The organism is Lentzea sp. (genome assembly GCF_036380075.1).
In the GTDB taxonomy this organism is placed as follows: Bacteria; Actinomycetota; Actinomycetes; order Mycobacteriales; family Pseudonocardiaceae; genus Lentzea.
The window spans coordinates 1-10868 of record NZ_DASVFL010000212.1 but is presented as its reverse complement, the minus strand read 5'-3'; the positions used below and the strand labels follow the sequence as shown (position 1 = coordinate 10868).

General features: G+C 71.1%; 13 protein-coding genes and 1 pseudogene. 7 read left to right on the top strand and 7 right to left on the bottom strand.

Annotated features, from left to right (window positions below; all coding sequences use genetic code 11):
- Both VF330_RS23545 and VF330_RS23540 read left to right on the top strand, forming a co-directional pair.
- A pseudogene (locus VF330_RS23545) lies at nucleotides 1-241 on the top strand (hypothetical protein); the annotation flags it as partial.
- A gap of 14 nt (nucleotides 242-255) precedes the next feature.
- Nucleotides 256-687, top strand: coding sequence for an IS5 family transposase (locus VF330_RS23540; RefSeq protein WP_330853830.1), 432 nt, complete (start codon nucleotides 256-258; stop codon nucleotides 685-687).
- A gap of 18 nt (nucleotides 688-705) precedes the next feature.
- Here VF330_RS23540 and VF330_RS23535 read toward each other — a convergent pair whose 3' ends face one another.
- Both VF330_RS23535 and VF330_RS23530 read right to left on the bottom strand, forming a co-directional pair.
- Nucleotides 706-1311, bottom strand: a complete 606-nt coding sequence (locus VF330_RS23535; protein ID WP_330853829.1) for a response regulator transcription factor — start codon at nucleotides 1309-1311, stop codon at nucleotides 706-708.
- A complete protein-coding gene (locus tag VF330_RS23530) occupies nucleotides 1308-2270 on the bottom strand; it encodes a sensor histidine kinase (RefSeq protein WP_330853828.1) in 963 nt (320 codons plus the stop codon). The genes VF330_RS23535 and VF330_RS23530 overlap by 4 nt, the downstream gene beginning before the upstream one ends.
- A gap of 75 nt (nucleotides 2271-2345) precedes the next feature.
- Here VF330_RS23530 and VF330_RS23525 point away from each other — a divergent pair, with 75 nt between their 5' ends.
- A complete protein-coding gene (locus tag VF330_RS23525; protein WP_330853827.1) occupies nucleotides 2346-2882 on the top strand; it encodes a heme-binding protein in 537 nt (178 codons plus the stop codon).
- Nucleotides 2883-2925: 43 nt separating this feature from the next.
- Here VF330_RS23525 and VF330_RS23520 read toward each other — a convergent pair whose 3' ends face one another.
- Nucleotides 2926-3267: a hypothetical protein gene (locus VF330_RS23520; RefSeq protein WP_330853826.1), complete on the bottom strand. Its 342-nt coding sequence runs from the start codon at nucleotides 3265-3267 to the stop codon at nucleotides 2926-2928.
- A gap of 237 nt (nucleotides 3268-3504) precedes the next feature.
- Between VF330_RS23520 and VF330_RS23515 the strand changes: the two genes are divergently transcribed.
- Complete coding sequence (locus VF330_RS23515; protein WP_330853825.1) at nucleotides 3505-4329, top strand: class II glutamine amidotransferase; 825 nt, start codon at nucleotides 3505-3507, stop codon at nucleotides 4327-4329.
- A 389-nt stretch (nucleotides 4330-4718) separates the two neighbouring features.
- Here VF330_RS23515 and VF330_RS23510 read toward each other — a convergent pair whose 3' ends face one another.
- Nucleotides 4719-5540, bottom strand: a complete 822-nt coding sequence (locus VF330_RS23510) for a hypothetical protein (protein ID WP_330853824.1) — start codon at nucleotides 5538-5540, stop codon at nucleotides 4719-4721.
- Between the two features lie 104 nt (nucleotides 5541-5644).
- Between VF330_RS23510 and VF330_RS23505 the strand changes: the two genes are divergently transcribed.
- The gene (locus VF330_RS23505) at nucleotides 5645-6241 is read left to right on the top strand and encodes a phosphoribosylanthranilate isomerase (RefSeq protein WP_330853823.1); all 597 of its coding nucleotides are present in this window, start codon (nucleotides 5645-5647) and stop codon (nucleotides 6239-6241) included.
- Between the two features lie 6 nt (nucleotides 6242-6247).
- On the opposite strand, the gene VF330_RS23500 is transcribed toward VF330_RS23505, so the two are convergent.
- Entirely contained in the window at nucleotides 6248-6610 is a 363-nt protein-coding gene (locus tag VF330_RS23500) for a DUF4406 domain-containing protein (RefSeq protein ID WP_330853822.1), read from the bottom strand.
- 49 nt (nucleotides 6611-6659) lie between these two features.
- Here VF330_RS23500 and VF330_RS23495 point away from each other — a divergent pair, with 49 nt between their 5' ends.
- Nucleotides 6660-7409: a DeoR/GlpR family DNA-binding transcription regulator gene (locus tag VF330_RS23495; protein ID WP_330853821.1), complete on the top strand. Its 750-nt coding sequence runs from the start codon at nucleotides 6660-6662 to the stop codon at nucleotides 7407-7409.
- Here VF330_RS23495 and VF330_RS23490 read toward each other — a convergent pair.
- Nucleotides 7399-8541, bottom strand: coding sequence for a HEAT repeat domain-containing protein (locus VF330_RS23490; protein ID WP_330853820.1), 1143 nt, complete (start codon nucleotides 8539-8541; stop codon nucleotides 7399-7401). The two genes, VF330_RS23495 and VF330_RS23490, sit on opposite strands and share 11 nt — an antisense overlap.
- Before the next feature lie 96 nt (nucleotides 8542-8637).
- Between VF330_RS23490 and VF330_RS23485 the strand changes: the two genes are divergently transcribed.
- The gene (locus VF330_RS23485) at nucleotides 8638-9939 is read left to right on the top strand and encodes a cytochrome P450 (RefSeq protein WP_330853819.1); all 1302 of its coding nucleotides are present in this window, start codon (nucleotides 8638-8640) and stop codon (nucleotides 9937-9939) included.
- Nucleotides 9940-10083: 144 nt separating this feature from the next.
- Here the strand turns inward: VF330_RS23485 and VF330_RS23480 are convergent.
- Nucleotides 10084-10868, bottom strand: a 785-nt coding sequence (locus tag VF330_RS23480; protein ID WP_330853818.1) for a hypothetical protein, incomplete at its 5' end; no start/stop codon positions are given.

The following is a 10868-nucleotide window of genomic DNA, read 5'->3' as shown; positions in this document are numbered from 1 at the left end:
CGAGCGGCTGCGGAAGTGGACCGCGGACGGGACGTGGGACCGGATCCTCGAGCACGTGATCGTCAAAGACGACTCACTCGGAACACTCGAGGACAACGTCGCGTTCGTGGTCAGCATCGACTCCACGAGTGTGCGGGCCCACCAGCACGCGGCCGGCGCCCGGAAAAAGGGGGCTGCGCCGACTGGATCGAGGACCTCGCCATCGACGGGGAATGCCTCGGACGCTCCCGCGGAGGACTGACCACCAAACTCCACATGGCCGTCGACGCCGCTGGCCTGCCGCTGGCGGTGATCCTCACACCCGGCCAGGCCGGCGACAACCCGCAGCTGCTGCCGCTGCTCGAGGACATCCACGACATCGACGTGGACGGGCAGCGGGTACGGGTCGGGCGGGTGATCGCCGACAAGGCCTACACCCACCCGAGCACCCGCACCGCGTTACGGCAGCGGCGGATCAAGGCCACGATTCCTGAGCGCACGGACCAGATCGCCCGCCGCAAGGCCAAGGGCTCGGCCGGTGGCAGGCCACCGGCGTTCGACCCGAACATCTACAAGCTGCGCAACGTGGTCGAGCGCTGCTTCAACCGCCTCAAGCAGTTCCGCGGCCTGGCCACCCGGTTCGCGAAACGAGCCGCCTACCACCGCTCCGAGATCATCCTGGCCTGCATCGTCCTCCACCTCAGGTGAAGATCCGCAGGACAGCGCCTAGAGCCGGATGAGCTTGCGCTCCACGGCGGCCGTGACGGCCGCCGTGCGGGTCTCGACGCCGAGCTTGACGAAGATGCGCACCAGGTGGGTCTTCACGGTCGCCTGGCTGATGAACAGCTCCTGTCCGATGTCCTTGTTGGCGAGCCCCTTGGCGAGGCACTCGAGGATCTGGATCTCGCGCTTGCTGACCTTCGGCGCGGGGTCGCGGACCTGACCCAGCAGCCGCTGCGCGATGTCCGGGGAGAGCACGGTCTGCCCGGTCGACGCGGTGTGCACGGCCTCGGTGAGCTCCTCGGGGTCGCAGCCCTTGAGCAGGTACCCGATCGCACCCGCCTCGACCGCGCGCACGATGTCGGCGTCCGAGTCGTAGGTCGTCAGGATCACGACCTGCGGCCCGTTCTCCAGCGCGCGGATCCGGCGGGTGGCCTCCACGCCGTCGATCCCCTTGCCCAGCTGGAGGTCCATCAGCACGACGTCCACCCCGGACGCCTTCGTCAGCGACTCCTCGCCCGTCGCCGCCTCGACCACCTCGAAGTCGCGCGACAGCAACCCGGTCAGCCCGAACCGGACCACCGGGTGGTCGTCGACCACCAGCACCCTCACGGCGTCGGCACCGTCACGGCCACGGCGGTTCCCTCCCCCGGCGCGCTCTCCACGGACACGGTGCCACCGAGCTCGGTGATGCGCCCGCGGATGGACGCGAGCCCGTGGCCGCGGCCCTCCGCCTGCCGCACCTCGCTGAGGTCGAACCCCTTGCCGTTGTCGACGATGTCCATCGCCACCGCGTCACCCAGGTACGACAGCGTGATCGCCACCCGATCGGCTTCCGCGTGTTCGACGACGTTGGCCACGGCTCCCTGCGCGACCCGCAGCAGCGCCACCTCGGTCTGCACGTTCAGCGCGTACGGTTCGCCGTCGATCTCCACGTGCGGCACCAACCGGTGTAAGGCGTCTACAAGCGTGCCGTGGATGGGCGCCAGGTCGCGCACGAACCGCCGCGCCTCGCCCAGGTTCTCCCGCGCGACCTCGGCCGCCTTGCCGGTCTCCCCGAGCGAGAGCAGCAGGTTGATGCTCGAGAACCCCTGGGCCAGCGTGTCGTGGATCTCGCGCGCGAGCCGCTGGCGTTCCTCCAGCACCCCGGCCTCGTGCAGCAGCCGCGCGCGGTCGAAGAACACCGCCGCCGTCAGCACCGCCACCCCCACCGGCCCGAGCACCAGCGACCAGTCGAACGTCGCCGCCAGCCTGACCTGCGCGAGCACCACGGCCGCCGTGAGCACAGCCGCGATCGGCAGGGCCACGCGCGGCTTGAGCTGGCGCAGGCACTGGAAGAACAACGGGATCGCGCACCAGCCGAAGCTCGGCGCGAGCCACACCAGCACCAGCCACACGGCGAGCACGACCGGCAACGCCCGCGTCCACCGCACGCTCGCGGGATAGCCGAGCCCCAGCGCGAGCGCCAGCCCGAGCACGACGAGATCGGCGCCGTGGTACGCGACGTACCGCGCCGCCGACGCCGTCAACAGCACGTAGAAACCCGCATGCATCGCCCTGTGCAGCCACACCCCGGCGACATTAGGCGACCCGGAAGGCCCCACGGGTCAACCGATGGGTTGAACCGGCGTTCAACCGTCACCACCATGGCAAACCCCGCGCACCAGCGCAGTGTTGTCGCCATGGACCTCAAGAAGATCGCAGCTCAGGTTTCCGTCGCCACCCTGGTCGTGCTCACCGTCGGAGGCGGCTACGCGGCCGCCGACCAGCGCACCACCACCCGCACCGAGAAGGTGCTGACCATCGACGCCGCCATCAAGGCCGCGCAGGCCACCCTCGACGCGGCGGAGAAGGAGAACCAGCGCGTCACGGTGGCCGTCGTCGACCGGAGCGGCGACCTGGTCGTGCTGCTGGCGGGCGACGGCGCGGGCCCGCAGACCGAGGAGTCCGCCCGCCGCAAGGCCTTCACCGCCGTCTCGTTCAACGCCCCGACCTCGGAGCTCGCCGGCCGCGTCACGGGCCAGGGCGCCACCCTGCGCGACATCCCGGGCACGCTGTTCCTGGGCGGCGGCGTCCCGGTGGCGGTCGACGGCACGTCCGTGGCGGGCATCGGCGTGGGCGGGGCGCCGAGCGGCGACCTGGACGAGAAGTACGCGAAGGCGGGCCTGGCAACCCTGAGGTGAGCCGGCGGAGACCGCTGGGAGCGGCACCGTGCGGTGGCGCCGGTCAGCGGCGGCGGTTCCCCGTGTTCCGGTCGACGGTGTTCCAGCCGGGCGGGATCCGGTCGGTCGCCTCGGGGTCGACGGAGTGCCGGGCGACGTGGCGTCCCGGCTTCGGCTTCTTGGCCATCAGCATCAGGGCCACCGCGACGACCAGGCCGAGTGTGGCGAGTCCCGCGGCGACGGCGCGGGCAGCCGGGTGGTCGAGGATCAGCGTGCAGATGGTCAGGGCGAGCACGAGGGCCGCGATCGGGCCGATGACGGCGATGTCGGAGCGGTCCTCCGGCGCGTCGGCGACCTCGACCGGCCCGGCGCTCGCCGGCCCAGCGCTCACAAGTCCCGCGCCCACCGGCGCCCCACGCATCGGTCCGGCACTCATCGGGCCGGCACCCACCGGCCCAGCGGGAGCCGCCGGGGCCTGGACCTCGATCGTCTCGAAGTTCCCTCGCCGTTCATAGGGCGGGGGCCGTAAGCCGGGAGGGACCGTCACCCGAGCCATGCTGCCCGAGATGGGCGCGTCGCCGCAAACGTCGCGACCGGCGTCTGCTACGTGTTCCCCTGTAGCACTGGGTTCGAGGAGGTCGTCATGTGCCGGTGGCTCGCGTATTCCGGTTCGCCGGTTCTGCTGGAGGAGCTGCTCTACGCGCCGGAGAACTCGCTCGTCATGCAGTCCAAGCACGCCCGCCTGGGCGCGACGGCGGTGAACGGCGACGGGTTCGGCATCGGCTGGTACGGCAACGCCTCAACGCCCGGACTGTTCCTCAGCACCGAGCCCGCGTGGAACGACCGCAACCTGCGCGAGCTGTCCGCGCAGATCACCGTCGACCGGGTGTTCGCGCACGTCAGGGCGTCGACGGGCGGTGCGGTGCAGCGGTCCAACTGCCACCCGTTCCGCTACCGCAACTGGTTGTGGATGCACAACGGGCTGATCGCCAAGTTCCCGCTGGTGCGGCGCGAGCTGATGCTGGCGATCGATCCCGAGCTGTTCCCGCTGGTCGAGGGCTCGACCGACTCCGAGATCATGTTCTACCTGGCGGTCAGCTTCGGTCTGGAGCAGGACCCGCACGCCGCCGTGGCGCGCATGGTGGAGTTCGTCGAGGACGTGGGACGGCGCGCGGGCGTCGAGTACCCGGTGCAGATGACCGTCGCGGTCACCGACGGCTCGACGACGTGGGCGTTCCGCTACTCCAGCCGCGGCAAGTCGCGCAGCCTCTTCCACAGCACCGACGTCACGACGCTGCGGCGCCAGTACCCGGACAACCCGGCGCTGCACGACCTGACCGACGACTCGCGCCTCATCGTGTCCGAGCCGCTGGCCGACCTGGTCGGGGCGTGGCAGGAGGTGCCGGAGTCGACGTGCGTGGTGGTCAGGACCGGCGTGGAGGAGGAGCTGCTGCCGTTCAAGCCCTGATCACGGCCACGGGCTCGCCTTCGCCGGCTCGGCGAGGCCGGTGACGTAGGTGAGCGACGACACCCGCGTCTGCAACCCCGAGGAGGCAATCTGCTCGATCTCCCAGCCGAACCCTTCGCGGCTGACGGCCTTCGCGACGACCTGTTCGAGGGTCTGCGCCCGTGCCAGCGCGCCGGGCCGCCAGCGCCAGGCACGCGCCGCCGGCGAGCAGCGTCCCCCCAGACCGGGCCGATGACCGCGAGCGACAGGTTCTCCAGCTCGCCCAGGCCTCCCAGCAGCAGGCCCGCGACGGCCGCGCCGGCGAGCACCGCGAAGACCCACCTGCGGAGGAACCACTTGAAGTGCCACCAGAAGGGCAAGTCCGTGGATCGTCGTCCGGCAGGAGAACGTCAGCCCCCGAACGCCCGGTGCAGCACCACCCAGACCTCGCCGGGCCGTTCCACCGCGCCGGGGAACCAGCGGGGCGCGATGGCCTGCGCCAGTTCGTCCGCGCGGTCGAGCAACGTGCTGACCGCGGGTTCGCCGACGACGACCACGGCCGACCAGTCGACGTGGGCCAGCAGGAAGTCCTGGGTGACGCCGAACCGCTGTTCCAGCACGGTCATCAGCTCGTGCCCGGTGTCCGGGCCGGCGTCGACCTCGCTGACGTCCGGCACCTCGGCCACCTCCCGAATCTCCTCGTCAGGGTCCTCCTCATCGGCGTCCTCCCCGTCGGAGTCCTCCAGGGAGTCGTGATAAACGGACCACACGTGCTTGCTGAGCGAGTGAATGCTCGACGTGAGGTCGTCCGCCTGCTCCTCGGTGAGGATCAGCGTGACCGCGCGCCCGTCGGTGAGCGTGAACCTCAGCTCCGCCTCCGGCAGACCGCCCGAGCCCGGCATCGCGTCGACGGTGCCCGCCACCTCGCCGGTCAGGACGTGCTCGGCGTGGGTCTCGGTGCCCATGCGGAACGACGGAAGGTTGGCGGCCACGTCGACGACGAGCCGGGCGGCGGTGAAGAACGCCTCCTTGTCGCGGAACTCCTTGCGGCTGCTGGTGAGCGTGCGCCCGATGCCCGCCGGGTCGACGCGGGCCTCGACGACACCGGTCCCACCGTCCCAGCGCGCGTGCACCGTGACGCCGTTGGCCAGGCTCTTGCGGTAGTCCTCCCGGCGGCCGTGGCGGGTCAGCTCCCACCCGGCGACCGACTCCGGCCGGTCCTCGTCCGACAACGGTGTTCCTCCCTCGGCTGCGTACCGGGATCGGACGCGCGGGGCGCGAGGACCGTTCCAGACCGTCCACTTCGGACCCGAAACGAAGCACTAGACTGGACGTCGTGTTCGTGAAGCTGTGTGGCCTGCGCACCGAGTCCGATGTCGCCGTCGCGGTCGAGACCGGGGCCGACGCCATCGGTGTCGTGCTCACGACCAGTCCCCGCCAGATCGACGTGGACCTGGCGCGCGCCCTGGTCGCGGGCGTGCCGGACCACGTGCTGACCGTCGCCGTCGTGCGGGGCATCACCGCCGCCGAGGCCGGTGAGCTGGCCCTGAAGACCGGCGTGCGCGCGTTGCAGCTGCACGGCGACTACCCCAAGACTGCGTTCGACGAGCTGGCGGACCTGCCGTTCCAGCTGGTCAGGGCCACCGCGCTCGGGCCGTCGACGGACGTGCGCACCGGCGCGTTCGGCGAGGAGCTGCTGCTGATCGACTCGCCGGTCGCCGGCTCCGGTGAGCAGTGGGACATCTCGCGCCTCGATGAGAACCGCCCGACCGGCCGGTGGGTGCTGGCCGGCGGGCTCGACCCGGAGACGGTGGCCGGCGCGATCCGCACCGCGCGGCCGTGGGGGGTCGACGTGTCGAGCGGCATCGAGTCGAGCCGCGGCGTGAAGGACCACGGCCGCATGCGCGAGTTCGTCGCCGCCGCCCGCGGCTGACCACACTCAGGCAGCGCGGTAGCCCGGGATCTCCTCGACCCGTTCGTACACGGGCAGTCCGCGCTCACGGGCGATGCGCACGTCCTCGTCCGCACCCGTCGACTCGCCCGGCAGCCGCAACACGGCGTCGCAGTGCCGCAGCAGCCGTTCCGCGGTCGGGTACATGATCTCCGACGCGATGGCGTCCGCCGGGGACGAGCCACCGGCGCCGCGCAGCACCGGCAGCGCCACCCATTCGCCGATCATCGGCACGTGACCGCTGCGGAAGATCGGCCACGCCGCCTCCTCCAGGCGTTCGAGGTTGCGCGCCAGCAGGGCCGGGTCGTCCCCGGTGCCGGACCGGTAGGGGCCCGCGATGAGAATCAGCATGCCGCCGACCATAATGTGCAAGACTCGGCAAAAACAAGGAGAAACGTGCATGCTGGCTGCCCAACGCCGTGACCTGCTGCTCGAACGCCTGCGCACTGACGGCCGGATCGTCGCCAAGGATCTCGCCGCCGAAGTCGGCATCTCCGAGGACACGATTCGCCGCGATCTGCGTGATCTCGCGGCGGCGGGACTCTGCCAACGCGTGTACGGCGGTGCATTGCCCGCATCCCCCGCTATCGCTGATTACGCGACGCGTCAGGGCGTCGAGGTCGATGGCAAGCAACGGGTCGCGCGAGCGGCCGCCAAGCTGATCGAACCGGGCAGCACGGTAATCCTCGACGGCGGCACGACCACGCTTGCCGTCGTGCGCGCGCTACCGCTCGACTTCCGGGCCACGGTCGTGACGCACAGTCCGACGATCGCGAGTGCGTTGGAGGAGCACGAGAACGTGGACGTCTACGTGATCGGCGGGCGCCTGTTCAAACACTCGATGGTCGCGTGTGGCGCGGCTGCCGTGGAAGCCGCGCGGGGCGTGCACGCCGATGTGTTCCTACTGGGCGTCACGGGCGTGCATCCAGACGCAGGCCTCACGACCGGTGACGCGGACGAAGCCGCGATGAAGCGCGCGCTGGCGCAGCAGGCCGCCGACACGTACGTGCTGGCCAGCTCCGAGAAGATCGGGACGGCGTCGAGGTTCTCGGTGCTGCCGTTCAGCGAGGTCGCCGGCGTGGTCACGGACGCGGACAACGACGTCGTCCGCGCCCTGGAGGTGCCGATCGTCCCGGCGGTCACGAGCTGATCTGCAGGAAACCCTTGGGAGAGCCGTGAACGCGGCCGCACTGCGTCAACGCGAGGACGCCGTGGCCCGCGACGTCACCCTCGAAGTCCGTGGGGTCGACTGACAGCTCCTGCGCGACGTCGGTGGCCCAGATGTCCTCGAGGTCCTCGTTCTCCTCGCTCCAGTCGTGCGGCAGGTTCCAGCCGTCCTCGACGTCGAGCGCACCGAACTGGTCCTCGGCCTTGAAGGCGTCGTAGTAGCGGACGACCTCGCCCTTCTCCGCGACGCACCACGCCGTCCACGCGTCACCGCAGCTCATGCCGTAGTAGTGCGCCTCGCCGAACACGGCGCTCAGCATCGCGCAGATCTCGGGCACCGAACGGGTTCCGTGCGCGAACGGCTCGCCGAACACCAGCGTCCAGCCGTCCCACGCGCCCGTGACGTAGACCCTGGCGCACTCGACGTGCTCGTCGTCCTTCGCCCACGCGTGGTGGTCGCTGTTCCAGGCCTGAGCGCCCAGAACTCTGGTCACCGGCACCGGGTCCCGCAGGTCGCACGCGCCGAGCACGGCCGCCTGGTCGTCCGTCCGCAGCGCGTACCAGCCGCCGCAGAGGTGCATCTCCTCGCCGTCGGACGTCTCGTCGGCGACCTTGGCCGCGATGAACCGCTCGAGGACCCTGCGGTCCCGCGCCGAGAACGCGTCCGGGCCCGCGGCCTCCGCGATCCCCACCAGCGCGGCCCGTCGCACCGCACCTCGCGCCGTGCGACGTGTCTCTTGCAGCAGCGGCACCACGTCCGGACCCATCGTGCCGAACGCCCACAGCGCTTCCTGCCGCACGTCGGGGTTCTCGTCGGCCAGCACCGCGAGCAGTGCGCGGGCGTGCAGGAGCGCGTGCTCGCCGCCGAACGTGCTCGCGGCCTCGCGGCGGACCGTCTCGTGCGGGTGCCGCAACGCCTCGACGTAGACCTCGTCGTCGGCCTTCAGCACCGAGAACGCCCGGCACGCCCGCCGCACGACGTCACCGTCCCGCGCGGTCGCCATCAGGTCGATGATCTGCTGGAACGTCGTGATCCCCTGTGCCGCCGCGAACTCCTCGACCTCCTGCGCGAAGCGGTCGTCGTCCCTGCGGTCGAGCAGCGCCCGGATCTCCATGGCGCGGCACCATATCGTGCAGTCCCAAGTGGACCTCCGTTCCTCCGGACGGCCCAAACCTTGACTCGTGGCGGCCCACCGGCCACGCTGCGAAGCGTGACGACCCTGGCTGATCAGCACGTCAAGCCCGCGGTGCGCTGGGGCATCGGCCACGCCCTGCCGCGCACGGTGCTGCGCCTGGCCGCCCGCCGCGGCGACCTCCAGGGCCGCATCACGGTCGAGGCCTCCACCGGCGCCGACCTGACCGGTCTGTTCGACGAGATCCGCGCACGCGGCCCGCTCGCCGCCACGCAGGTCGGCCACACCACGACCCGGCACGAGGTCGTCAAGGCGGTCCTGTCCGACGACGCGTTCGTGACGGCGCGGCCGCGGTTCGGCGCCGGCATCCTGGGCAAGCTCGCCGCGTGGTCGGACACGGACGTGATGCACCCCGTCCGCCCTCCGTCGCTGCTGGCCGTCGAACCGCCCTCGCACACCCGCTACCGCAAGCTCGTCACCCGCGTCTTCACCGCCCGAGCCGTCGAACAGCTCCGCGCCCGCACCCAGCAGATCGCCGACGAGCTGCTCGACGACCTCGACCCGGCCGGCCCGGTCGACCTGATCGAGGCCTACTGCGGGCTGCTGCCGGTGACGGTGATCAGCGAGATCCTCGGTGTGCCGCAGGAGGAACGCGCCACGGTCCTGGCACTCGGCGGCGCCGCGGCCCCGAGCCTCGACCTCGGCCTGTCGTGGCGGGTGTTCCGCACCGTCGAGACCACCCTGACCACGTTCGACGCCTGGCTGAGCCACCACTTGGACGCGCTGCGGCGCAACCCCGGCGACAACCTGCTCAGCCGCCTGATCACCGCCCGCGAGGACGGCGAGGGCCTCACCGAGCGCGAGCTCAAGGCCACCGCGGGCCTGGTGCTGGCGGCCGGCTTCGAGACGACGGTCAACCTGCTGGGCAACGGCATCTCGCTGCTGACCCGGCACCCGGCGCAGCTCGAAGCCGTGCGCGCACAACCGGAACTCTGGAGCAACGCCGTCGACGAGGTCCTGCGCCACGACCCGCCGGTGCTGCTGACCGGCCGCATGTGCGCCCGCGACACGACGGTCGCCGGCGTCCCGGTCCGCCGCGGCCAGCTCGTCACCACCGTGCTCGCGGGCGCCAACCGCGACCCGTCCGTCTTCGAGAACCCGTCGGCGTTCGACGTGACCCGCCAGAACGCCCGCGACCACGTCTCGTTCGGCGCCGGCCGCCACTACTGCCTCGGCGCCCAGCTGGCGCGCATGGAGGGGGAGATCGGCCTGCGCACGATCTTCGAGCGCTTCCCGGACCTCCAGCCGCTCCCCGGCGCACGCCGCCGCCCGACCCGCATCCTGCGCGGCTTCGAGAACCTCCCGGCCACCCTTTCCTGATCAGGCGGAAGACTACGTCGTGGCGACCTGACTCAACGCGGGCGCCAGCAAGCTGGCACCGGTGACCGCGACGGTGTTCCTCGGCAGGCTGAGACCGGCGAACGCCTCCTCGAGACGTGATACCAGGGTGTGAAATGTCAGCGGCTACAGAGGATCGACGAGCCGCCGCACCACATCGTCCCGCACTCCCCAGCGGTGCTGGGCTTCCGCCGCACGCCCGGCGGAAGCCAGCCGCGCGCCTTCGCCCAGCCCATCCACACTTCCCTGACTCATCCCCGCGACCAACCGCTCCGGCGGGCAGCACATCGCCGCGTCCAGGATCTCGACACTGCGCAGGTAGCTCGCCGACAACGGGCTGCTGATCATCGGAGAGGACAGCACCCGGCTGCTGTCGAAGACTTCGGCACCCTCGGCGAAGACCGCGGCCGCATCCGTCGCCGTCAGCAGCGGCCGGAGAAAGACCTCGGCCGAGCGCCGCACGTTCTGATCCACCTGAGCGAGCAGCACGTGCACGCGGTCCAGGGCAGGCGGATGGCTGGCTCCACATCGGATGAACAGCGCCTTCTCCGCCGAGTGCACCGCGAGCACGGCCACCAGCCCTCCCCACAGCGCGAGCACGCTGGCGGAGGTCGCCTTGCGAGGCCCCGTCTCTCCCATCCTCACCAGCGTCATGTGGGCACCCGCGTCGGCCTGGTACTCCTGATGCCGGTCCGTGGTAGTGTGACCGAACGCGTGGTGAACCAGCTCGTGACCGGCGATGAACCGCATTGCCTGCACCAACAGCACCATGGTCATGTCCTCCGCCTCTCCGGACACCTCGAACGCGAGATGACCTGCCAGGCCGTGCGCACGCTGGCTGACGTGGTGGTAACGCAGCACACTCGTGATCGTCGAGAGATCCAGGCCGAGGTCGCCTCGTGTCACGGTCC

Bases quoted from the DNA above. Each gene is read 5' to 3' on its own strand.
- VF330_RS23540 (WP_330853830.1), top strand. From the start codon at position 256: ATGGCCGTCGACGCCGCTGGCCTGCCGCTGGCGGTGATCCTCACACCC.
- VF330_RS23525 (WP_330853827.1), top strand. From the start codon at position 2,346: ATGGCAAACCCCGCGCACCAGCGCAGTGTTGTCGCCATGGACCTCAAG.
- VF330_RS23515 (WP_330853825.1), top strand. From the start codon at position 3,505: ATGTGCCGGTGGCTCGCGTATTCCGGTTCGCCGGTTCTGCTGGAGGAG.
- VF330_RS23500 (WP_330853822.1), bottom strand. From the start codon at position 6,610: ATGCTGATTCTCATCGCGGGCCCCTACCGGTCCGGCACCGGGGACGAC.
- VF330_RS23495 (WP_330853821.1), top strand. From the start codon at position 6,660: ATGCTGGCTGCCCAACGCCGTGACCTGCTGCTCGAACGCCTGCGCACT.
- VF330_RS23490 (WP_330853820.1), bottom strand. From the start codon at position 8,541: ATGGAGATCCGGGCGCTGCTCGACCGCAGGGACGACGACCGCTTCGCG.